The organism is Winogradskyella sp. KYW1333, assembly GCF_003335675.1.
In the GTDB taxonomy this organism is placed as follows: Bacteria; Bacteroidota; Bacteroidia; order Flavobacteriales; family Flavobacteriaceae; genus Winogradskyella.
The window spans coordinates 114967-141782 of record NZ_QPHL01000010.1; the positions used below are offsets into that span (position 1 = coordinate 114967).

The following is a 26816-nucleotide window of genomic DNA, read 5'->3' on the forward strand; positions in this document are numbered from 1 at the left end:
ATACCAATAAAAAATACTTAGTTAAGCTTGGTGGTGAGATCAGGCTTTTTTTGTGGACCCACTTAATTTGAGCTCACTTGGCACTACAATAGTTTGTAACTCATGAGCTTCATTACTTAGATTTTCAATTAGTAGCTTAATTGACATTTCGCCAATCTCAAATGCCTTTTGATGAATAATTGAAATCTTAGGACTGGATATAATCTGAGTATTTTCATATCCAAAACCAATAACTGAAATATCATCTGGAATCTTTCGCCCTAGTCGTCTCGCCATATTAATAGCTACAATTCCAGTAACATGATCATTAGAAATAATGGCATCAATTTTATTATGTTCTTTTAGATAATCATACATCACCTGATTCACCTTCGGTTCATTATCTAATTTAAGGATTTCACCCGGAAGATTATACTCTTCTAAAGCCTGCTGATAACCTTTCATTCGGAGTTTCCCAACGCTCAGCTCTTCAACATTACTTATTAATAAAATATTCTTTCGATGTTCTTTTTCAATGAGGTATTTAGTCGCTTCGTATACGGATTGAAAATCATCAACGATAACCTTATCACAAACTATGTCTTGTATCACCCGATCAAACAATAGTACAGGGATTTTTCTATTTATTATAGATTCTATATGATCCCATTTTGCCTTAACTTGAGTTTCTCTTGCTACTGCGATAATAAACCCATCAACACTCCCACTAGATAATAACTCTAAACTTCTGGCCTCTTTTTCAACATTTTCTTCCGACAAACAAACGATAATATCATAGTCATTCTTAGAAGCAGCTTTCTCTAAACCATGCAATACTTCGGCAAAAAAAGGATTTATCACTGTCGGAAGGATAACTCCAATAGTCTTGGTTTTGTTTGTTTTGAGTTGCTGTGCAATTCTATTGGGTTTATAGTTGAGTTTTTCTGCTAACTCGTGCACCCTAATCTTGGTTTGCTCACTAATCTCATGACTGTCATTCAAAGCCTTGGATACTGTTGATACAGATATATTTAGAAGCTTTGCTAATTCTTTTAATGTGGTCATAAATACTATATTCTTAAATAACTATCAATATTTTTTTACGATTGAGGTCACTAATTTATTTATTAATCTGATTAATGGCCATTTTCACTTCTTGTACTGGTAACTTACAGGTCCCATTTACACATACAAATATTGATGTATTACCTTCCGCAAATTTATTAATTAATAATGGTAAATCATCATCATTAGTTGATCCAGCAACAATTATATTTGGTAAATAAGCAGTATTGATATCTTTCAATTTTATTTTTGCTTCTGGACCACTAATAGCAACTTCATAAAATGGTTTTACATAGTTTAAATATAAATTTAACCAATTTGTAAATGCTGTTGGTGATTTTTCAATATCATTACTCACATTACTCAACATTTGCCTAGCTAATTTTGAATACTCTTTATCATAAAAATATAAACCCAATTGAAATAGGTTCTTCGCCTGAACTGAATTAGATGAAGGTATTACATTGTCATAAACTTCGGTTTTTCTTGCAATTAAATTGGAGCCATTATTTGAGGTAAAATAAAACATACTGTTTTCTTTATTTTGAAAATGTTTTATTGAATTATCCATTACGTCTTTTGCAAGGTTTAGCCATGACCTGTCCATAGTCACTTGATATAAATTGATAAAAGCACTAATTACATGCGCATAATCCTCTAAAAATCCATCAATTGAGCTGATTTCATCTTTATAACTGTGCAATAATTGACCGTTATTTTGTAGTTGTTTATCTCTTATAAATTCTGCGTTTTTTAACGCTATTTGCAAATATTCATTTTCACCAATTGCTTTATAGGCATCTAAATACGCATTTAACATCATTGCATTCCATGATGTCAATGCCTTACCATCTAATCTTGGTGATTTTCGCTTATCCCTTTCAACCAATAACAATTTTTTCCATTCACTTAGTTTTGAACTAAATTGAATTGGGTCTAATTGATTCTTTTCTATAAACTGAGAATCAGATTCTATCCTATACAAAATGTAATGACCTTTTTCCCAAAACCCAATATTATTTATGTTATAATATTGCTTGAACAATTCATAGTCTTCTTTTAGAATAGTCTTTAATTCTTCCTTTGTCCAAGTATAGTAAACACCTTCCTCCAGTTCATCACTTTCATTTTTACTATCCGCATCAATTGATGAATAAAATGTGCCTTCCGTAGATGTCATTTTATTTTTAATAAAGTTTAAAGTCTCTGTAATAATTTGTTTGTAGTACTTATTACCTGTTAACTTATATGCATTAGCATATGTACTAACTAATTGTGCATTATCATAAAGCATTTTCTCAAAATGCGGCACATGCCATTTATCATCTACGGAATACCTTGAAAAACCACCTCCAATTTGGTCGTATAAGCCACCATTAGCCATTTTATCCAATGAAGTGGTGACATACTCTAAAAGTTGCTGATCGTTATAATGATGTGCATATCGTAATGAAAAATTCAGATGGCTTGGCATTGGAAATTTAGGTGCCTTTTTCTGACCACCTAATTCAAAATCCAAATTCGTCTTTAAGTTAGCAACCATATTTTCTAATTGCGATTCCTTAAATGGATTTTCATCATAGTTGACTTCTATTAAATCCATTTTTTTAACACCTTCGGTAAGCTGTTCGGCGTAGGCAATCATTTTTTGTGGTTCAGTTTCGTAAAGTGAAGACGTCTGTTCTAAAACTTTTAACCACTGGTCTTTGGTAAAGTAAGTACCTCCAAAAACGGGCTTACCATCTGGCAGTGCGATGACATTTAAAGGCCAGCCCGCACTACCTGTCATTAAGGTTACAGCATTAACATATACTTGATCTACATCTGGCCGTTCTTCTCGATCTACCTTTATATTAATGAACTTCTCGTTCATTAATTTAGCAACAGAGTCGTTTTCAAAACTTTCCTCTTCCATCACATGGCACCAATGACAGGCAGAATAACCAACCGATATAACAATTAGTTTATTTTGTACTTTGGCAAGTGCTAATGATTCATCGTTCCAAGCTTTCCAATTTACAGGATTGTAAGCGTGCTGTAATAAATAAGGGCTGGTCTCCTTAATTAAATCATTTGGTTTGCCTTTTTTTTCTTCTTGAACTAAAACATCTGTTTTTTGATTACAATTTATAACCAATATAAAAATTGAAAAGCCAAGTAAAATTTGTGCTATTCTAATCAAAGAAAATTGTATCACTTTCAAATCCATAAATTAATTTCACTTAAAAACAGTAATACAAATAAAGTATCCATTGTTTAATTAATGCTTCAATTAAATTCTAATTTTTCATTAATTTAAAAGTTTGACTACCTTTTAGGCTGTTTAACTTAGCCAAATATATTCCATTTTTAAAATTTGATGCATTTATAGAAAAACTGGAGCCCATTGGTTTATAATTAAGAACCTCCTTGCCCAAAAGATCATAAATAATAATTGATGTTAAAATTTCACTATTTAAGGCTTCTACGTGCCAATAATTTTTAGTGGGATTTGGATTTACTCTTACAAGTTGTAAATTATATTCGCTAATACTCAAAGCATCTAGAGTATTAAAATTTAAATTATCAAATAAAAATATATCGTCATTAGCATTAGCACTTGGATTAGCTTCAATATCAAAAAACAATACTATTCTATTCCAATTTCTATTTTGAAATGCTGAAAAATCATAATTTAATTCTTGCCAATTACCAACATCTGTATAGGTTTGGTTTAATAATGCACCTACTTGATTTTCTTCAACCTTTAGACTAACCACTGAAGCTCTTGGGCCACGCACCATCACAGAAAATCCTTTTTCAGAACAAAAATCTAAAGTCTCTGGTGGAGTTAAGCTTAGTTGCGCATTAGTATAAAGGGCGTCATTAACTCCTGCAATTTCAAAACAGTTATTACTGGTATTTATGCCTGTATTGTCAAGGTTAGTAACAATTCCAAAATCACTAGCTTCATCTGCTAAAAAGGACGTAGTAGACTCAAAATCTTCTGTTAAGCTACTAATAAGATTTTGATTAAGTGTTGGAGGGTCTAGAACCTTATTAGCATTAAACTTAATATTATCAACATGAAGTATCGCATCTTGTGTTCTATCTGGACCACCACAGGTCCAATCTATAAAAATAACAAATGCAGTTACGTTAGCACCTAAACCTGGAGGGACTGCAGGTATGGTGTATGTTAGAGTAATCCACTCATTAACAATAGTATTATTCACATTTTGATTTGTGATATTGACAGGTGAAGAACCATCTCTACCAATCATTTGAACACCCACGGTACCGATATAATTTTTGTTTATATCAAATGAAATAATATTATCATTTGATTGGGTGATGTCCCATTCTCCAAATACTGCTAACTCTCTAGAATTATTTACGCCAGAATAGCATTGGCCTCCACTAGCTGGTGCAATTACCTTTAATACTTTTGATATTGTATTATTTACGCCGTCAGGATCTGGATTATCTATAATTTGTGGTGATGCAATATTTTCAAAAGTGAGCCAATTACATCTATCACCATCTTGACCATCAGGTTCAAAATTGAATTCGTAATCTTGATTTTGCCCGTAAGATAAAGCACAGAAAGCGAAGAATATCCATATTAATTTTTTCATGATATTATCTATTTTATATTGATTTAGAATTTAGTTATTATTTCTATTTAGGTTTGTTTAAATTAAAAAAGCTTTAGATCGTTTACTTGTTTGACATGTAAAAAAAAAGTGGGTGATATAAATTATACCCACCCACTTTCTTCTAACTATAAGTTATGCTATTAGTTCTTAATAAGCTTTATAGTTTTAGTACCATTTACACTTTCTATTCTTGCAAAGTATAATCCAGTCTTAAATGTTGTTGCATCAATTTCAACTTCATTAGTATTTGGTTCTAAGTTTATAACATTTTTACCTAACACATCATAAACAGAAACGGAATTTAAAACATTATTTCCTTTAATATTCCATACATTTTTAGTTGGATTTGGAAAGGCTGTAAACTCAGTAGTTTCAAAGTTTTCAGTACTTAAAGAACCATCATTATAAAAATAAAGGTTATCTATGTATGCAGGGGTTGCTTCACTAAAATTAATAACATTTACCTGCACTAATTTAACAGCAGAATAGTCTGTACCACCACCGGCATTGATAAAATCACCAAAAGGCACATCTACCGATGTCCATGCTCCGATCGCTCTACCTGCGGCAAAATCTGTAACTTGATAAAAGTTGTTATTATTATCGTCTATTAGTTGTATCCCAATGACTGCTCCAACAGGAGCACTGTCTACATAATAATCAAAATGTAAGTGTGTTGTTCCCGATAAATCAACAGAACCACCACCAGCATAATAGTTATACTGAAAACCTGCGCCACAATTATAAAAATTATCGCCTCCGATATTTTCTTCAGCACGGAAACCAAAAACATCTACCTGTCCATATCCGGTATCAATAGAGTCTGGATATGCATCAGAATAGAAAGCCACTACATCTCCAGCATCTCTTGCAGGTGGTGTTGGCGCCGCTTCACCAGGGCCTTGTTCAACAAAAGTTACTGTATATTCAGTTGAGTCTGTTCCATTTGTTGCTACACATGTAACAGTTCCTGTTCCAGGAATACCTGTTGCTTGAGTTACAAATACGTTTGCACCAGCAATTTCTGAAGTTGCAGCTATAGTAGGGACATCTGTTGTACCTGATGGTACTGCATATTCATAAGTAGTTGTATTACCAGAAAAACCATCTATAGTAACACCATCAACTGTTAAATCTGCTAATTTTGAGTTTGATGCGTCATCAGACGGTTCTTTATAGAAATAAATATTGTCTGCCCAGAAATCTACAGAAAATGGCACCGAATAGGTTACTATTACGATGTAAGTAAGACTAGAAAAGTTAATATTAGTGTAAGCTGATAAATCTACATCTACAGAATGCCATTGATCTGCAGCAAGAACGCCACCTCCCGGAATTTCAATCTCCTGATTGGACACACCGTCCTCAAATTTTATTTTCAAAGGTCTCCCTGTTAAATCTGAGGTTGTGTAAAAATCTAAATGTAAAAACTCCATACCGTCAGCATTGATGCCACCAGCTCCGTTTCCGATGCCTGTAAAAGCACTATTACTCCAACTTAAAACATTAGCACCATCATCTAGCGCTACCGCACCGTTAAATACTGAACCATTGAATGTAGGAAAATCGATAACTGGTGAAGTAATATCTGTGTAACTATTTTCGTTACCGCCATAAATGGATACAACATTTGCCGCATCTCTGACCGGTGGAGCCGTTGGGCCTGCTATTGGGCCTGGCTCTGCTACTAACGCATCTCCTTGATAGGCTGTAATATCATCTATTAAAAGAGTTGTACCATCAACTGCATTGTTCCAATTAGCATTTGTAGTATTTGTTCCAGTACCATTACCTGCCCAACCTGGGAAAAAGGAAATTTTTTCATATTGTCCCCCAGCATCGGCTCCGTTTCCTGCTTGACCATCTGCGTCGTTTACAGAAAAATCAAAATCTAATACCTCCCATCCTGTTCCATCATGTTGCGTTTGAGTGGTATCGAAACCACCGCCGTCTTTTTCTTGGTCTAGCTTACATAATACATTTATCGGAGTGTCCGAATATACTCTAACAGATACAACTGATGACGGAGTCATGTCGATGTAATTTGACTGCATAAGTAAATCGGCCTGTTGCCAGGGATCACCAGCTGCGGACGAAACGAGTTTTGCAACGGCATTACCTGCATCATCAGGGTCTACGTCAAATGAAGCTTCTCCAAGATTTCCAGATGCCGTCCACGTTGGTGCGTCACCATCAAAATCTTCAAGAACTACTTGACCAAATGATAAACCTACAATAAATAGACTCATCAATAGTAGTGTAATTTTTTTCATGTTAATTTATTTTAGTTAATTATTTTGACTAAGAAAGGTATTATTTAGCAATTAACAGCTATAAACAACCTATACAAAAACTATACAAGTCAATTTTTAACGTTTGGAAGGTAATTACGATTTTTTTACAAATTATTGATTTACAGTATTTTATGATTAATAGCGTAAATTAAGACACCAAATAATAACTGTACAATCTTATAAATTATCCCTTAGAATTGAATAATTTTAATTTCTCATTATTATTTGTAACTAGTATGGTTTTTTGTCCATTGATTGTTATTTGGGATATATGTCTACTATCAAAAGGTACATAAAAGCCACTTTGTTTTGGTGATTGTACCAGATAATTACCGTTGCTTGTTCCTAAAAGTACGGCCCCATAGCCTGCATCGTATCTGGTGGTCTCAACCTCAACTCCGTAATGATTCCCAGCTACCATGATATCCAATATGCCATCTTTATTTACATCAATCACTAAAGACGACTTAATTGGTGAAATCTGTACAGCATTAGGAAGCGGTTTTCTTACAAATTGATGTCCCTCATTTATTAAAACAATACTCTCAAAACTTTTAATCTCATAAATAACGGCATCGTCAACTTTATCCTCTGGTAAAATTTCAAATAATTTTGACGAGGCAAAACTGTGATAATCCTCAAATTTTTCTGCTACATAAGGCATTTGTTGGCTTGTACATTCACGTCCTCGAACCGGTACATAATCATCCTTATAAAATTTAGCTAAGACAACATCGTTCGTCCCATTATTATCAAAATCATTGGCATATACTTTAAATGGGTGTTCTTCTGTTGCTTTAAATTTGTTGTTCTTCCCCAAATTACCCAACACATAATCGTCATCACCATCGCCATCTAAATCGGAGGCAGTGATAGACCACCACATACCTCTTAATCCCTCTAAACCGTAATCATAGGATTTATCTTCAAAAATATTACCATTATTAATTAAAATTTTTGGTTCCATCCATTCACCAACAATCATCAAATCCTTCGTTCCATCATTGTTGACATCAGTAAATACAGCATCCGTTACCATACCAATATTTTGAAGAGCAGGTGCCATTTCCGAAGATGCCTTTATGAATTTTCCATCCACATTTAGAAGCAAGTAACTATCAGCAGGAAAGGTATATTGTCCTGAAATTAATCTTGTACCTACAAATAAATCTAAATCACCGTCTTTATCTATATCGGACGCTTTTACAGTCTGTGTACTCTCTTTTATCTGTGGTAAAGCACTTATGCTTTTTCTGAAATTTCCGTTCCCATCATTGATGTACAATCTGTCTAATAAGGCGACATCACCTTGCCTAAATTCATTACCGCCACTTGCCACATATAAGTCTAAATCACTATCACCATCTGCATCAAAAAATAGACAACCCAAATCTTCGGATTCTTTATCTATCCTCCAGGGTTGTGAACTATTCTTAGAGAACTTACCTAAACTATTTTGAATGTACAGCACACCTGATTGGTCTTTAGCTCCGCCCACAAAGAGATCTTCTAATCCATCTCCGTTAATATCTGCTATAGCGGAAAAAGGGCCATTTTGAGACAACCTATGTGGCAATAACACTTGTTCTTTCCAATCATCATATTCATTTTCTTTATGGGTAAAATCCAAACCTAGGTCTTGAACATCAATGTTTTCAAAAAATAGGTTACTTTTTTCACTATCTAATTTCATTGCCTTGGCATCTGCAATATCAGCTTTAATTACACGATTAGCTTTGATATTTTCAAAAATATTAACTTTACCATTAGGCCAGATTACCTCAACCTTTTCAATTTCAGTATCCTTACCTAATCCAAAAAACAGATCGTGTTCTACTGAAGAAATAAATCCTCTTGTTACGGTATTCTCTGCTATTTGAATTTTACCATTATGGTATATTTTAGCTTTTGCCCCAATACCAAAGGTGTTATTTCCTTCTCCCTTAATTTTTACCTTTAAAAAATTACCCGTAGTCTTATTTTCATAAACAAAAGCAGGAGCGTCAATATTGTTAGTGATAACATCAAGATCCCCATCATTATCCAAATCTCCATAAGCCATCCCGTTAGAAAAACTTGGAATATCAAACCCCCATTCTTTACTTACTTTCTTAAATTTAAAATTGCCTAAATTTTTAAACGCATAGTTTGATATTGGTTGAGAAGGGGCACTTTTACTCAACTGAAATAAATCCTCAGCAGGAATGTCATTTTTAAGATTACTTAACTTTAATTTATAGTCATTATTGTCTACATCTTTTTTAATCCCATTTGATACTAAAATATCTTTTAAGCCATCATTGTCAAGATCTACCATTAAACTTGCCCAACTCCAATCTGTATAAGCTATTCCTGCTATATTTCCAATATCAGAAAATGTTCCTAAACCTGTGTTTATCTGAAGTGTATTGGTCATATATTGATAATGTGCACCAGCCTCTACCATAGAATTAAATTTCTCAGTACTCATTGACGCCATATTTGTTTTAGATCTGTAATGATCTTCTGGCGTCATATCGGTAGTGATTAAATCTATCAATCCATCATTATTTATATCACCTGTGTCAGAGCCCATACTAAGCTGGGTAATGTGCTTTAACTTTTCGTTTATCACATTGGTAAATGTACCATCACCATTATTATAATACATAAAGTCAGGTTCTGAGTAGTCGTTAGCTATATATAAATCCATCCATCCGTCACCATTAAAATCAGATGCATTTACACTTAAACCATAAGCAACATTTCTTGAGATTCCAGACTCTTCCGATACGTCCCTAAATCTACCGTTCTCATTTTTATAAAGTCGGTCCTTAAAAAACTTAAACTGTTCACGTGGTATCTTATTAATGAGTAATAACTTCTTATCAGCAAGTTGATTCACCTGATACATATCCAAATCACCGTCATTATCCATGTCAAAAAATACAGCCTGGGTAGAAAACCCGACATCTGCTAAGCCATACTTCTGAGCAGCCTCGGTAAAGGTCAAATCTTGATTATTGATGTAGAGTAAATTTCTGCGTTCAGATGGATTAGAAGAAAGTCCATTTCTACTTAGGTAGATATCTAAATACCCATCAGCATTAACATCTGCCATGGTCACTCCCCACGTCCACCCAGAATTTCGAGCTACCTTAGATTTTTTAGTAATATTCTCAAACTCAAAATCGCCTTTGTTAAGGTACAATCTGTCTTCAACTTGGTTTCCACCAAAGAAAATATCAGCAAGACCATCATTATTGACATCCCCTATAGCAACACCAGAACCTACATAAATTTGACTGTAGTAAAAATGGTTAAAATAGGTAGATTCTTTAATGGTATTACTGAAATCTATACCTGTTCTTTCTACAGGCAATAATTCAAAACCTCCAACAAGTTCCTCCGGATATAAATCACGAGTAGGTTGATCGCTACAACCAAAAACAAGGAAACACATTACTAGTAAACCGGTTAGTAGTTTATAAATAATCCTTTTCATCACATATTTATTAAAACTGTAAAGATAATTAAATGAAAAAACTAATTTAAATTATAAATTGGATGAGAAATGTTAAATAAATGTAATTATTGATACTTTCGTTTCTCGTTCTTGTCCCAAAGTCCCCAATAGGCACCTACATCACCTTCTGCATCGATTTTCCAGGATTCATCAAAGGCAGAGAAATAAAATATCTCTATATTTTCCTCTTGAGACCATTTTTGGGTATTATTGAAGTACTTTATGGCGTTCTCCTCTGATGGAAATGCACCATGTAATGGCGTCCCCTGACTTGGCCAACCCGTCTCGGTAATAACCACTCGTTTTCCATGACCTGCACGTTTGGCCCTATTATACATGTCTTTCATATATATTAGAGAATAATCAAGGTCACAGCCCTCCCAGAACGGATAACAGTTTGCCAATATAATATCACAGGCTTCTGTGACAGCTGGCCTTTCTTCGAACTCGTAATAGGCATCTACATAGCCTACAGGTATATCTAGTTCTTTTATTGAAGTCTTAACATAATGCAATTTTTCAAGTAGTTGTGCTTCGGTTAAATCTCCTCTATACATAACTTCATTACCAACTGCTGCAATATCTACCAAACCTTCATAACAAAGACTAATTAAGCCTTCTAATTCTTTTTTATTAATCTCTGAATCATCCCCTAACCAAGCTCCAACAAGCGTTTTCATGCCCAATTCCTTGGCAATTTCAGGTATCAATTCATTACCATCTGTGCACGAGAAAGAACGAATCCATTTTGTGTAGGGTCTTATTTTTTTTAATCTGCGTCTTATTTGGGCTTCAGACAATAGATCACCTGGTTTTTGTCCTTCTCCATATGGGCTAGCACACAAACCATGCACACCTTTTTTTAAAGTCTTTTTGAACATAGACCTTAAATCTCTTAGTGACATGCCTTGATAATCTATTGAGGCTAGTGCAAAATGTTTTTCTTCCCTATGGGACATTGTCTTTTTTATTAGTATTTAAATTTAAGTTGTTCGTTTTTATCCCATAAACCCCAATATGCACCAACATCGCCTTCATCTCCTGTTTTCCATGATTCGTCAAATGAGGAGAAATAAAAAATCGGTATATCATTGGTTTTAGTCCATTCTATGGTGTCTATAAAATATTTCATAGCCGCAGTTTCACCAGAAATAGCACCTTGATAACCACCCCCTTCACTTGGCCAACCTGTTTCAGTAACAATGATTGGTTTACCTTGCGCTGCATCAACTACCTGACCATACATGGCTTGCATATGACCTAGGGCATATTCTATTGGACAACCTTCCCAGAATGGATATAAGTTTGCAAGCAGTATGTCTGTATTCTCTACGATTTCGGGATGACGTGAAAACTCATAATAAGCATCAACATATCCAACAGGAATATCTAGACCTTTTAAAGCGTCCTTAACACGTTTTATGTAACCTAATAATTCCTCCTTAGTTAAATCATTGCGATATAGCACCTCGTTTCCTACTGCCGCTACATCGACATAACCGTCCTTTGCCAGGGATATTAATCCTTCTATTTCTTTTTCGTTATCCTCTTTGTCATCGCTTAACCATGCACCAACTAGTGTTTTTAGTCCATGCTTTTTAGCAACTACAGGAATGTATTCATTGCCTTCAATACACGAAAATGACCGGATAGCCTTCACATAAGGGTTTAATATTTTTATGCGACGCTCAACCTGATCATAGCTTATATCATCACCAGGTTCTTGACCATCTTCATACATACTAAAACAAATACCATGAAAACCATCATTAATTGTTTTAAGCCATTTATTTCTTAATTCTTCTGATGAAAATTTTGATTGATCCAAACCCTTAGTAGTGATTTGGCTGTAACTTGTGTATTTGTGGTATGATTCTTCTCTATATGACATAATGTGTTTTTATTTAAATTTCAGTTGTTCGTTTTTATCCCATAAACCCCAACGAGCACCGACATCTCCTTCATGATGGACTTTCCAAGATTCGTCAAAAGAAGAAAAATAGAATAGAGGTATGTTTTTTGCTTTTGCCCATGAATTAACGTTAACAAAATATTCCATGGCATTAGTATTAGAAGGTAGTGCATCACCTACATTAGTACCGCGGTTTGGCCACCCTGTCTCAGTAATAATAATAGGTTTACCATTTGCTATGCTTTCTGTTGCTTTATACATTTCACTAATATAGTTAGAGGCAAACTCTATTTTACCTCCTTCCCAAAATGGATAACAATTAATTAAAATTAAATCACACGTATCTACCAACTTTGGACGTTGAATAAATTGATAATAAGCATCCACATAACCAATTTGAATTTGTGGTAGCTCTTGCTTAACTTTTGCTAAGTAATTTAATATTTCTTCTTCATTCAAATCATTGCGCATTAGGGTTTCATTACCTATGACCGCAATATCAACAAGCCCTTCTTTTGCCATTTTAATAAGTGCTGCAATTTCCTTATCATTTTCTTCGGCATTATCACCTATCCAAGCACCTACCATTGTATTAAGACCTTTTGACTTAGCAATTTTAGGAATGTAATCGTTTCCATCTCTACATGAAAAGGAACGAACCCATTTAGTGTATGGCTTAATAATATCCATTCTCTCCCTAATTTGATCTTCGGTCAGTACATCTCCAATATTTTGGTCCTCTCTGTATGGACTAAAACACAAACCATAAAGACCTTCATCTAAAGTAGCATTGAAGAGTTCTAATTGCTTGGCTTTAGGCATTAATCGAAAGTTTTGATCTGATGCTAATCTATCGTTTATCTTAACGGATGTAAAATTATGCAATTGACCAATTTTGTATACAGAGACTACTTCAGTAGTATTAATTTTACGCTTTTTAAGTTGCTCTCTTATTTCATTTGCACGATTTTCATCAATACTATAATCTTTCATAATATACATCGCTAAAATGGTACCCGCCATAGGGAAAAAGCAGAAAAATAAATGTAACCCATTAACAGCAGACTCTTGCTCGGAAGCTAATACATCTGGGTTGAAGCCAACAATAGCAATAATAACACCACTCAATGCTCCTGCAATGGCAAATCCTACTTTAACCATCCACCAATAAATTGCTCCAAATATTCCCTCTCTTCTTAAACCAGAATTCAATTCATCAATATCGATAACATCAGCAGTCATAGACATCATTATGGTAAATAAACTTCCTATACCAAAAGAGAAAAATGGTAAAGCAATTATATATAACCAAGGTTTACCTGGAATAAAAAGAAAATATAACAGGACATACCCGATAATTGATATACTCTGTGATATCATAAATGCCTTTTTCTTACCATAAAATTTTGACATTTTAGTAACGATTGGTATTACTATAAAGGTTGTTCCTAAGGCTCCTAAACAACCAAAAAGTGACACCCAAATTCCAGAAGCGTCAGCATCTCCATTAAATAATTTATATACTATAACAAAAAATGTAAGGGAGGCTACTGTGTTAAATGCATTGAAAATTAAAAATGTTGAAAAGCATAACTTTCTGAATTCACTTATACTAAAGGCGTCTTTAAAGCTTAAGAAAATAGATAATAAGCTATTACCAATATTAGAAAGATTAAGTGGCTCATATTTTTTTTCAAGTGTTGATTCGCTTTTGATGAAAATAGCAGGCACTATGGCACATATAGCACAGGGTATTGCTACCCAAATTGCCAATTCCCGTACGGCTACATCTGCAGAGGGAAACCATTCAGGGTCATACATTATCACCCAAAACCACGGTGCAATTACCCAAGCCCATTGGCCTATCCATTGTGCAATTGCCATAATATTTGTCCGCTCATGAAAATCATCACTCATTTCATAGCCCATAGCTACATAGGGTACACTAAAAAATGTCAACCCTAAATAAAATACTATGGACCATATAAAAAAGTACCAGAAATTAAATTCTAATGTATTTTCCTTAAAGAGTTGCCACATAAAAATATATGCAACACCCATAATAACACCACCAATTAAGACGTACTGTCGGCGTCTACCCCATTTTGATTTTGTATTATCAGAAATAAAGCCCATAATCGGATCTGTTATTGAATCAAAGATTCTAGGAAAAAAATAAATTAGTGACCACATCCAACCCGGAAAACCTAAATCTTGTACTAATACTACCATAAAAATTCCTAGAATAGCAGGGAACATTTGATTTGCAAACATTCCAACTCCAAATGCTATTTTTTGTGCCATTGGAACTTTATGGTGTGTATTTAAATTGGTTTTCATAAAATTTAATTTTAATTTATCATGATTGTCTGAATAGCTTGAGCGTTAATGGTAATAGCCTTTAAGGTATTATCAACATTTAAAACAAAACTTTTTTTATCTAAGCTTTCATTAAAAACTACAATTGCTATAGAACCATCCGTGTTTTTCGATGCTGAAACCAAAAGGTCATTATCGGTTTTATCTACACCAATTACCTCAGCTCCTGGTCTAATAAACTTACTAAAGTGTACCATAGTATAATAAAGTGGTGTGAAGTAAACTTCGTCGGTATCCGGATTTACAATAACCGGAGCAATACACCAATTTTTAAACCAGTTTGGCCCGCCTTTAGTATCTAAAACCATGTTCCAATCTACCCAACCGTCAACCCAGTTGTTTAGACAACCTATTATATCTCTTGCATAACGGTTTACTGGTGCATATTTAGGATGTAAATATTTGTCTTTTTCTGGAGCCCATGTAAAACCCCAATCTGTGGCTTCTTTTTTCCAATACCATGCATCATCTTTCCAAACAGGAACTTCAGAATCAACGCAAGCTTCGGACTGGATTAGAAGTTTATCCGGAGCTTTATTATGTGCATTTTGTAGCTCATCTGCAAAAATTTCATAAGTGCTTGCATACCAATGAATAGCAGTACCATCAAAGTATTTAGAAGTTTTTTCGTTTTTAAATTGGGAATCTACCCACTCACTTAAATGCTCTCTGTTCTGGTCGTAACCTAGGATTTTTAGATTGCCTTTTCCATCTGCCTCTAATTGTGGCCCTAAATGATTAACAACAAAGTCTGTCATTTCATCTGGAGTATAATGCATACTCTCCCAATTATTGTCATTTCCTAATGGTTCGTTTTCCACTGTAAAACCCCAAATATCAATACCCTCATCTTTATAGGCGTCAACATATTTTGAAAAGAACAGTGCCCAAGTATCGTAGTATTCAGGTAATAATTTGCCTCCTACCCATTCTTTATTATCCTTCATCCATGGCGGTGCTGTCCAAGGTGAAGAAAAAAGCTTAAATCCATCTTTGGATATTGCACTGGCCTCCTTTATCATAGGAATTAAATCATCCATATCCTCTTTCACCGAGAAGTCTTTTAGCTCTCTATCTTCTGAAGGCGTATAGGAGTATTGCCCTAATGAGAAATCACAAGAGTTCATGTGCGTTCTACACAGTGAATAATTTGCTCCTTCTTCACTAAAATATGCCTGTAAAATAGTATCTCTATTTTTCTTGCTGAGTTTATTAAGAAGATAGGCGGAAGACTCCGTAAAAGATCCACCAAATCCCGTTATAGTTTGAAACTTTTTATCTGGGTTAATTTTGATTACTGTTGATGAATCTAATTTTTCAAATTCAGCAACTAGGGTTAATTGGTTGCCACTTGCTGAAGTCTCGTAAACATCAGCAATCAACTCATTTTGTTTTTGATCATTGCAACTCATAGCTGTAATTATTAGGTAACAAATACTAAATCTAAGTAACTTCATAATTTTATCTGTTAGCCATAATTTCTTTTTCACCTGGTGGTACTAACACTTCCTCTAAAAGTGCATTTTTATCACCCCCATAAGTTTTTGATATAACGTTACCATCTCTTGTTAAACCTTCAAAAATTCCTTTATCAACTAAATCCCAAATAGGATATTTCGCCTTTCCATCGATTGTAAAAAGTCCAAAATGATTTTCTGATCCTTTGGCATTTTGCGAATCTTTCCATTGTTCATTAAACGCTTCAAAATAAAAACACGAAATTCTGGTTCTCTTTGTCCAACGTCTCATCTGCTTGTAATAGAGACCTTGTTTATACTCATCAGTTGCTCTGGAACCATTTGGCCCATAATGCCCATTAGATATGGTAGCCCAACCTGTCTCACCAATATGAACAGGTTTATTAATCCCTAAACTTTTTATGTAGTTGGTAACACTATCATATTGTTTCTGAGCAAATTTTATAGAACGTTCCATAGCCATTTCAATTTTTGTTGCATTTGGCATGTTTGAATGTGCCTCTGGTACACCCCAAAATTCTGGATTATAATGCGTATTATGATAAGGATAAGTATGCATTGATATATAATCTACGGCCCTAATCAATTTTTCCAAATCTTCAACATGATATTCAGGATCTCCACCACCCCAAGACGAAAAATCATCTGAACTAGTTATCCATAAATCTCTAGGTAATTTACCTTGTTTCTTTAAATCTTGAAGTTGATTTACCCATTTTAAAATAATCCTTGGTTGTACATAATAAGAGGTTGCCCATTTTACCATGGCCTCATTACCAACAGCAATAATCTTTACTATATCTGGGTATTTATTAGCTAATGCAACAACTCTATCTATTTCCCCAGCATTGTTTGGGCTTTCTACATCATGATTTGGCACTTTATCTGTCCATGCATTGAGACAATCAATCCATGCACCCAACATGACGTACATTTCGAAATTCTTGTCTTCTGCCTTTAACTCACTGATTGCCTTTAATACGTTAGAAGCATGTGGAAGTTTAGGTTGAACATTATATGTTCTAAGTACCTTAATTCCCATTGCTGATAATATTTTAAGATCTTTCTTTAACTGCGGAATCGTTGGTTGACTATCCCTAGATTTTTCACGATAACCTCCGTACGAAATAGCTAAGTAATCCGGATTTCCTAATATCTCTTTTGCTGTCACTTCTTTCGTTATTTGGGTTAAAGACCTTTGATCCTTTTTATTTTCTTCATTACAAGATATCATGATAAATAAAGACAAAACAAAAACGATTATTTTTCCTTTTTTCATGATACTATAATTCTACTTTAAATATTCATCTTTAATATGAACAGTGATATATTCAACCTTTCTCGACCGTTTAAAAACCTCTTTACTTATTGTATCATCTAAACCGAGTTGGTTAAATGACATTTCAGTACCATCATTGAGTGAAGCAACTGTTTTATATTCATTAGATATTGAATAAATAACAGGTACTTGACAAAATGTAAACACCAATTGCCCTTCATGTATTTGCACTGAAGAATCATTTCCGATCGCGTCTATATAATTGAACGTTCTTTTCTCTTCTAAGAACTCATTTTTTCTTAGCATGCATGGATTGAATACAAGTAATCCATCCTTAAAAAATACTCCCAGTTCACCAAAACGACTCAAGATATCTTCCTTAACCTGTCCCGTCATTCCTGGCTGTTGCGCTCCTTTACCTGCTGGTGTATGGGAATATGGATCTGTTGGGAAGGCGCCATATAATTCTGGAGATTTATGCACTCCAATACCCTCATTAATCTCATAATAGTGCTCTAACAACCTTCCAACTACTTCTGGAGATTCATTTTCGCCTATGGCATTTTGACAACATTCCATTACAGCCAAAAGTAATTTAGAAACCATATGCCAATAGATAGATCCTAATCCTTCATAGCCATAGAATGTCCCTGAACGACCTGTAAAGGCTTTATGATTAAAAATATCTTCAAAGATTTTAAGGACATTCTGCTCATCTTTACCTACTAATTCAGCATAATTTGAGTCCTTTAAATTATCAAGAGCCTCTTTTAAATCATTTGCATTTTTAAAATTACCATTGAAATGATAATCACCCTTAATATCTTTATTGATTATATTTACATTATTGTGTGCTACGAGAGATTGCAATAATTCAGAACTTTTTACAGCTTCTGATGGTATAGTATTTCTATCCATGAAACCTTTTAAATTCTTATTTGGATACAAAATGTAACTATACTGGTCTGGTCTAAACAACTTACTTGCCTTTAATCCATCTAATACAGCTAAATTTTCCTTGGAGCTAAGATATCCAGAACTTAATACTGCCACTTGCCCTTCTAACATTTCATCCAAGTAAGAAATAGATACTGATTTATCATCATTAACCGTCATTAGGTTGTAGGCATGATATAAATTATCTTCTCTTTTGTTCGCCTCAATTGATTGTTCTAAAAATTTAAGACTTATATCTACAAATTCCTTAAGTGAATTGATAGTTAACTGAGATTTTCTACCTGTAAATGCATTATTATAAATTTGCTCTCTATAATTACTACCTGCTTGACCTAATGCATCTAATACTGTTTTACGGTCTTTATCATTAATTGACTCAGATAATATTTGTGCATTTGATTTAAACGCACCGAATATTGCATCAAAAAATACTTTTAATTCTTGAGAAATTTCAACTGATTCTGCTTCAGATTTATCAAAAACCTCATCAAAAAACTTTAAAAAACGTCTTAAATAATAGAGCGTAACCATTGACACACCATTACCAACTAAAGCATTGTTTGCATCATTCCATTCTGGGCGTTGTGTATTCATCCAAATACCACCTTCTGGAATAAAATTGGATAATTTAGCTAGAGCAGTCGCTAATATTTTTTCAATGAAATTTACTTTTACAATAAACCTATTTTCGTCTCTCAATAATGCTCCATCAGCACCAATCTCGGATCTATCTTGACGAATTCTATGATCTAATTCCTCGTCAAACTCAATTGTATCTTTAGGGTTTTTAAGTAAGTCCTCATACTTTTTTATTTTATAAGGAACGTTTGCATAAACAAATAGATCTTTATCAAAGAAGCTTTCAAGCTTGCCTGGTTTGTATTCTTCTATAAATTCTAAGAACTTAAGTAAGTATATAATTTGGTGATCTCCCCAATATCCAATATAGGACCATGGATCGTCTGGCTCAATTATTTCCCAATCAAAGCCGTCTTTTGTTACTCTATAAGGATTATACCCATCAAATGTAGTTGCATTAAGGAACTTGTGAATCATGCTCTCAATAAACTCAGGATAAGAGCATGCTAAGGCTTCCCAATTCTGAAAAATATCTCTCCAGTTACCTTCGTAATCTAATATTTTAGACCCATCTACTTCATCTCTTGTGTTGATTGAAAATTTGTTCCATGGACGACTAGGGTCACCATGACGACGGCTAAACTTTAATGGCATGTACTCTAGACATAACCTTCTAAAGTTTTTATCGTCAGATTTGTATGCAATTTCTTTAAGTACTCCAAGAGAAAATGTTTCTGGCAAGGCACTAATAACGTCTTCAGAATTTCTCGACACTTTTTTGTTTGCCTTTGCCAAATACTTTTCTAAATCCCATTTTTCAATTGTATAGCCATTATCAAAAATACCACCACGCATAATATTGAATAGGGTGTTTGAAAAATGCCTAGTATCTTTATAATTATCTGATGATAACTGTAGCCCATCAGAAGCAGCATTCAGTTTTACAAGATTTTCAGTACCTAAGGCTATGTCATCTTCAAGCTTCTGTAAAAGTTTACTCTCCTCACTAATCAATTTTGAGATTTCAACAATATCTGATGTATCCTGATTAACATTTACAACGAACAACCACTCTTTTTTGGACTGAGGAACAAGCTGAATCTTTGAATTTATAAAGTAGGCACCTTTCTCAGCTTTAACATCAGTTTCTAAGTCAACATCCCCAAAATTTCTAAATTTATCAAGTTGAAGAGAGGACAATAGGTAATTTACGTTTTCAATTCCTAAGGACCATACAACATTTGCTTTTAGTGCTTCGCTTGGTTCTGCCTTATCTACAATTATAGCACTTAAAGCAAAAATCCCTATACCTGTTTCTTTAACTAATTCTGTACGTTTATAGGCGTCAACCAAATTACTACTTGCATTTTGAAGTGCACTATTTACACCATAAGGCAAAACATTTTGAACACCATCTAGGACATTAACTTCTACAGGTAATTCTCCATTATTTGAAAGTGTTGATTTTTTAACAAAGCCATATTTATCAGTTGAACACCACTCATAACGATATACAAGATCCAGATCAAGATTTTCTTCTTCAAAAATCACGGAGTTTCCATAAACACTTTTATACAAGTTACAACGTGTATTATAGTTATCTTGAAATCTAATTGAGAATGGTTCCCAAATATATTTTTCTCCATTTTTAGTTACCTGAAAAATCGATTTTGAACCTGTAATTTCGGATGATTCAGTTATTTTATCATCAGAATAATATGGAAATATTGAGTATTCAGAATTCTTTCTTCCCGCAGTTAATCCACCATTACTAGAAATGAACATCCAGTGATCAGAATCGCTAACTATGCTCATAAAAAATGGTCGCATTCTATTACTATTGGAAATTTTAAAATAAGCCTTGTTATCAATTGTTACTGGCTCCAATTTCACATTAATATCTTTTGTTATAGTATCTTTCAAAATTGGGTTTAATTAGTTATTTACACTCACTAGATGACGGGTAAAAAGGCCAAGTATTTTACTCCCTGACCTTTTTGCCGTTGCTATTAATTGATATTTAATCTTCAGAATAAACTCTTACGTAATCCACATACATAGTTTGAGGGAATACGGTGTCTGCATTAGGGTTACCATCAAATGCACCACCAACTGCTAGATTGATGATTATGAAAAATTGGCCGTTATTAAAAACCCAGTCTCCAGTAACATCTGCAGGTGTAATTTGATTATACAATACATCATCAACATAATAATTAATGTAGTTAGGTCCCCATTCAATACCGTAAATATGAAATTCGCTATCTACACGAGAATTATTAAATTCATATGTTTTAGTAATTGCATTACCTGCATTATATCCGGGACCGTGGACCGAACCACTTACTATAGTTGGTTTAGAACCTCCATTTTCCATAACGTCGATTTCACCACAAAAAGGCCAACTTACTTCATCTATATTAGATCCTAGTAACCAAAATGCCGGCCACATACCTTTTCCGTATGGTAGTTTCATTCTTGCTTCAAAACGTCCGTATTGTTGCTCAAATAGTCCTTTTGTTAATATTCTTGCTGATGTATATCCTGATCCTTCAAAAGACTCTTGTCTCGCAGTAATTTTTAGCATATTATCTTCTACTACAATATTTTCTGACCTATCAGTGTAATATTGCAATTCGCCATTACCCCATCCATTATCACCTGTACCTATATTGTAAGTCCATATATCACTATTTGGAGCACCATCTACGTCAAACTCATCATACATTGATAAATTTTTGAATTCTGCTACTTCTTGGGTGTCGTCCTGTTTACAGTCTGTTACTAAAATCACTATTAGTAATGAGAATAAAATGTATTTAATAAAGGTCTTTTCTTTTAAAATTCTTTTTTTCATAATTAGCTTTGATTTTTAATCTTCTGAATAGAAATAAATATTGTCAAGAGATACATTAGCAATAGTATTATCTGTAACAAATAACATCATTCCTAAAGCATCTCTGGCACTTAAGCCATTGAAACTTGAAAGTGGTATATTAAATTCTACCCATGCATTACTTTCTAGCTCTGATCCTGATATTTGGAATTCCCCTGAGTTTTCACTTGGCGTAGTAAAATTATTAAAGAGGCTTATATTAAAAAAGTCAGAAGCATCAACCACTTCATTTGCCCTAATATCAATATGTAGATGTGTCATATCAGTGGCATCGATAGGCTGCACGCCACTACCTTCACGACCATAAAACTCAATTGCAACAAAATTTAATAATGTGTAATCTATTATATTATTTCCATTTTCGTCAATTGCGCCACCCAATGTTGTTTGAAAACCATCTATATAAAATCCATTATAGTTATCCACAGGTACGTTAGCAAAAACATCACTGAAAATGGATATAACTTCAATATCAGTTGCTGAAATAATTAGAGAACCGCTAGCTAAAGTATCAGCGCAGTAGGCTGTAATTACAGCAGAATTATTTAACAATCCTGTTTCAGGATCTATCTCTCCAGGACCATCTACTGTCACAATACCATCCTCGCTCACTGAAGCTACAAAAGGGTTAGATGTCTCAAAACTAAAATATCCTGGTGTTGCATTCACGGTGATGTCTTGCCCATTAGGCAAATTTGATGTGTAGTTAAATCCAATTAAAGGCAGAGATGTTCCAACATTAGATTGAGCAGACTGGTTTTGACCACCTAATATTGCAGGCCTTGGTTGCCCAATTGTGCCTAATCTTTCAAAACGAATTTCATCTAACCAAAAAGAATATCCTGCGCCATTAGTACTTTGAGTTCCTGCGGCAAACAAAAACATTCCTTTCTCTCTAACTAATTTTGTTGGATCAGGAATCGGTATTATTACCTTTTTCCAGTTGGTTGATAATTCAACGTTATTTAGTGTTACTGCATGTTTATCTCCTTCAAAATCAGTTCCAAAACCAAATGACCCAACAGTTGCGGTTGTTGAACCTTTTACCCAAAATGTTAGGGCATCATAATTTGTTAAATCTCTACCTTCACCTCTATCTTTAAAAATTCCTCCAATGTAACTTCCATTTGGATCAGAAGGTGTTGGTACATCAATTCTAATTGATGATGACCCTTCATATGCTACGTCGTTATCCGTATCAAAACCTTCTGTATTTGCGCCTGAAGCTGGATCGAATGAAATAAAGAATTGATCTGTTAATCCAATAGGCGCATCAGTATATATGTCTCCGTTTGATGGAAAGGTTGCCAGTTCTACCTCATCTGAAAATCCTCTTTCACAACCTAATAAAAGGATACAAATCGCCCCTAAACTTGAAAATAATGTGGCGTATTTTAATCTATATTTTTTCATGGTCTATATTTTAATTATTTACCGATATTAATGTGAACATACGTTCTTATTTCCCATTCAGATCCATTTGGAAAACCAACAGCACTAATTGGTGGTATTCCGAATTCTGGAGCTTGATTTGGTAAAAATCTAGGTGAATTTACATCCAACGATCTCCAAGTTCCCCTTAATCCTATAGTTGTACTTGGGAGAATAAACCAATCAGGTTTTCCTAAGGATGTTGAAATATCTAACATAAGTTGAAGTGGAAAGGTCAAATTAAAATCTCTGTGATAATCAAAAGGTCCCCAATCATTAACTTTAACATGGGTTTCTAATTTCATTTTTTTATAAATTGCTCTAATATCTCCACCAAATCTTGTTATGGTTCTATCGCTATCACCATTGGCTTGACCATTACCGTAATAAAAGTTCCCTATAATTCCTAAATCGGGCGATAATTTAGAGACCATTCTAGTATGAACTTCCCACAAATCCTCCGCGGGAACAGAATTTGGAAAAGCGAAAAACTCTCGAGTTGCCAAAAAACCTATATGGGCATCCATCGTTGTTGGTAGATGACGATATACAAATCCTAAATTCATTGCAAATTTGGCATCTTCCGCTCTATCATTATCCCATTCATACATCCAAGTACCTGGAGTTGGATCAAAAGAAAATAAAATCTCACCCGCTGTCATTTCTCTATTGCCTTGTCTAACTGCAAAAGGGTCATCAATTACATTTCTTAATCGACCTGGTGCAATACCTCCATTCGGCATTGGGTCAACTAACGGTTTTTGCCACATAAAATTTGGTGCTATTTGTAAGTTTCCAAATGAATAAGTGAATCCAGAGAGAAAATTACTCATATTACCGCTACCAGAATCTTTTAATCTCCAACCTGTAAATGTTCTTGTTGCATCAAATCCACCATTCGCTACGAGTCCCATAATTGCACCTTGTGCATACCAATTAAACTTACCTCCAGTATAGGTGATTTTAGCCTTTCCACCCCAATTATCACTGCTGTTGATTTTATCTGTTACAACAACATCGTTCATTTCCTCATACATCTGAAATGAACTTCCGTTTAGTGGACTTCCTCCCCATATACCTCCAAGAGTAATACCAAATTTTCCGAAGTCTCTCTCCACTGCTAAAGTTGCTCTTTCGGTTGGCCATGCAGGAATAATACCACTTCTTAGTTGATTTTCATCTAATACCCGTCTGCCATTTTGGTCAAATCTAATATCTCTTTCTACATCTCTATGATAAATTCCAGTAAATCCATAATTACCTATTTTCTTTTGATATTTAAATAACATAGTTGGATTCGCGCCCCACCATAATTGGGGTCCAAAAGCTGCTTTTAAACCTTCTAAAGCGCCTTTTCCATCAATCTCAGCACCTAAAATCTCACCACCATAAATATCTAAATTCGGTCCGTAATTAGCTTCAGGATATAATCCGAAAAAATCTCCTTCATATTGCCAGTGGAAATGGCCTGTTCTGTAAAATCCACGAAGGTCAAAATCTTTGGTGTTCCATTCAAATTCACTTTGATAAATATTTAATCTATTTATATCATTAAGGGTAACTTCACCCTGATCTGTATTCACGGTAACAACTCTTCCTCTATTTTCATAAAATATTTCATCTATTGGATTTTGAGCTACATTCCCTATAAAATTGAATACTACATTAGCTCTTACGTTAGGAGCAGGATTTGCCTCAACACCTACAAAATATGATTGCATATGATCGAATCCTAACTGATCAGGAAAAGCATTAGCGTTAGGATCTGCACTCTCTGGTGTTGTAATTAGAGTACCTCCAGTATTAAAAGTTGTAAATTTTGCAGTTAATTGACTTAGTCTAATTTTTTGTGTTTCATTTCCTCCTAAGGCTGCTTTATCACCACGTGCTCTGAGAACGTGATCCATTATCTCAATACTCTTAAAATAATTAGTAACAAATTCTAGGGTCATATCTTCGTCATAAGGATTTAAAGCATGAGCTTCCTTTAAAGCATAATATGCAGCCCTAGGGTATAATTCATATAAACCTCTTTCATTAGTTGGTCCTTTAGCACAAACACCAAACCATTCTTCGTTCATATTATTTTGACCAGGTATCAGGTCAATAGAATACCCACCATTAGACCAAGAGGCATTATTGTCGTGGACTTCTGCATTTTTTCTATCATCAAATCCGAATTTCCACCAGCCATCACTAAATTGAAATGTACAGCCACCGATAGAAACACCTGTCTTACCCAAACCAGCAGCATGTTGATAAATTTCTTTCCAATTTTCTACCATGTAATAGGCTTGAGCTTTTTGATCTTCTCTGTTTTCTTTTGCATTGAATGCATCTGCTCCAAACTCCGTAAACATCAATGGCATGTCTAATTTTTCAGATACTACATCGAACATATCTGTAAAAGACGAACCTCTATATACATTGGTTCCAAAAATATCAACATCTTTACATTCCTCAGCTACAATATCTACAAACAATAAATCACCATTACAAATAGCTACCGGATGAGATGAGTCTATTGCCTTGATAGCTATTGCGGCTTGATTCATAAGTTTGTACATAGGCCTTCCTCGTTTTTCACCTATATAATTCCTTTGTGCTTCGTCATCTGGAAAATCCTCTGTCTCTGATCCTTGCCAAAATAAACCATAATTGTTTTCATTACCTAATAAATATAATAACAACCCAGGAGTATCTTTATATTCCTCAACAAGTGAAGTAACTTCAGACATTAACAAACTAGAGGTTTTTTCATCATCATATATAGTAATTGGTGTCCAAACACCGTCTATTGTAAGTCCGTACCTACCGAATGAATGATTCAAAATAGTATAAATTCCGTATTGCTCATATATATATTGAATCCATCTTTTTGGAACACCTGTATATTGTCTGATTACATTAACACCCATATTTTTTAATAAGGACATTTCTGTTTCTAATCCTGCTTTGATTATATCATCTGATTTGGACCAAAAATTGGCATTTACAACATTTGTACCAATTGGAACAAAGTCCCAATTCATACCATTTATTATAAAATTTTCACCATTAACGACAAGTCGGTATCCATCAGTACTATTTTCTACGGTTACCTTATTTGATTGCGCATACGTAATAGACATGCAAATCATCAAAAAAAGTACAATTAGATTATTTTTCATATAGTTTATTTAATAATTGTGATTACATTTTGACTAATCGTTTTGCAACAAACAAGTCATTAAATTTGCTAGATGTTTTAAAAAAACTTAAGATAAGGTAAATACGTCTAAGCGTTTGCCATACCACTAGCTACTAATCTCAATAGTTATAGTTTTATCAATTTAAAGGACCACCATCCGTCTCCAGCAATTTGAATATCAACTTCAAGAGTATTTCCATCTGCTGATAGCTCTGCTAAATATGTAATTGAGCC

At 34.1% G+C, this 26816-nt stretch carries 14 protein-coding genes; all 14 read right to left on the reverse strand.

Annotated features, from left to right (window positions below; genetic code table 11):
• Window positions 1-39 precede the first annotated feature (39 nt).
• The 14 genes from DUZ96_RS01685 to DUZ96_RS01750 all read right to left on the reverse strand — a co-directional run bounded on the left by DUZ96_RS01685 (window position 40) and on the right by DUZ96_RS01750 (window position 26562).
• Window positions 40-1044 (reverse strand): LacI family DNA-binding transcriptional regulator, encoded by a 1005-nt coding sequence (locus DUZ96_RS01685; RefSeq protein WP_114299851.1) that lies wholly within the window; start codon window positions 1042-1044, stop codon window positions 40-42.
• Window positions 1045-1099: 55 nt separating this feature from the next.
• Complete coding sequence (locus DUZ96_RS01690) at window positions 1100-3253, reverse strand: thioredoxin domain-containing protein (protein ID WP_114299852.1); 2154 nt, start codon at window positions 3251-3253, stop codon at window positions 1100-1102.
• A gap of 70 nt (window positions 3254-3323) precedes the next feature.
• The gene (locus tag DUZ96_RS01695) at window positions 3324-4661 is read right to left on the reverse strand and encodes a T9SS type A sorting domain-containing protein (protein WP_114299854.1); all 1338 of its coding nucleotides are present in this window, start codon (window positions 4659-4661) and stop codon (window positions 3324-3326) included.
• Window positions 4662-4822: 161 nt separating this feature from the next.
• Entirely contained in the window at window positions 4823-6955 is a 2133-nt protein-coding gene (locus tag DUZ96_RS01700) for a T9SS type A sorting domain-containing protein (protein ID WP_114299855.1), read from the reverse strand.
• 205 nt (window positions 6956-7160) lie between these two features.
• Window positions 7161-10460, reverse strand: a complete 3300-nt coding sequence (locus DUZ96_RS01705; protein WP_114299857.1) for a VCBS repeat-containing protein — start codon at window positions 10458-10460, stop codon at window positions 7161-7163.
• An 86-nt stretch (window positions 10461-10546) separates the two neighbouring features.
• Entirely contained in the window at window positions 10547-11440 is an 894-nt protein-coding gene (locus tag DUZ96_RS01710; RefSeq protein ID WP_114299858.1) for a glycosyl hydrolase family 17 protein, read from the reverse strand.
• 11 nt (window positions 11441-11451) lie between these two features.
• Window positions 11452-12372 (reverse strand): glycosyl hydrolase family 17 protein, encoded by a 921-nt coding sequence (locus DUZ96_RS01715; RefSeq protein WP_114299860.1) that lies wholly within the window; start codon window positions 12370-12372, stop codon window positions 11452-11454.
• Window positions 12373-12381: 9 nt separating this feature from the next.
• Window positions 12382-14733, reverse strand: coding sequence for an MFS transporter (locus DUZ96_RS01720; protein WP_258774289.1), 2352 nt, complete (start codon window positions 14731-14733; stop codon window positions 12382-12384).
• An 11-nt stretch (window positions 14734-14744) separates the two neighbouring features.
• Window positions 14745-16229 carry a glycoside hydrolase family 30 beta sandwich domain-containing protein gene (locus DUZ96_RS01725; protein ID WP_114299889.1) on the reverse strand — a complete coding sequence of 495 codons (1485 nt, stop codon included), beginning with the start codon at window positions 16227-16229 and terminating at the stop codon, window positions 14745-14747.
• A gap of 4 nt (window positions 16230-16233) precedes the next feature.
• Window positions 16234-17529 (reverse strand): glycosyl hydrolase family 17 protein, encoded by a 1296-nt coding sequence (locus DUZ96_RS01730; protein ID WP_114299863.1) that lies wholly within the window; start codon window positions 17527-17529, stop codon window positions 16234-16236.
• 12 nt (window positions 17530-17541) lie between these two features.
• Window positions 17542-20991 (reverse strand): hypothetical protein, encoded by a 3450-nt coding sequence (locus tag DUZ96_RS01735; protein WP_114299865.1) that lies wholly within the window; start codon window positions 20989-20991, stop codon window positions 17542-17544.
• A 94-nt stretch (window positions 20992-21085) separates the two neighbouring features.
• On the reverse strand, window positions 21086-21922 hold the full coding sequence (locus tag DUZ96_RS01740) for a family 16 glycosylhydrolase (protein WP_114299867.1): 837 nt from the start codon (window positions 21920-21922) through the stop codon (window positions 21086-21088).
• A gap of 15 nt (window positions 21923-21937) precedes the next feature.
• Window positions 21938-23374 (reverse strand): carbohydrate-binding protein, encoded by a 1437-nt coding sequence (locus tag DUZ96_RS01745; RefSeq protein WP_114299869.1) that lies wholly within the window; start codon window positions 23372-23374, stop codon window positions 21938-21940.
• Between the two features lie 14 nt (window positions 23375-23388).
• Entirely contained in the window at window positions 23389-26562 is a 3174-nt protein-coding gene (locus DUZ96_RS01750) for a glycosidase (RefSeq protein ID WP_114299871.1), read from the reverse strand.
• Window positions 26563-26816: the final 254 nt, after the last annotated feature.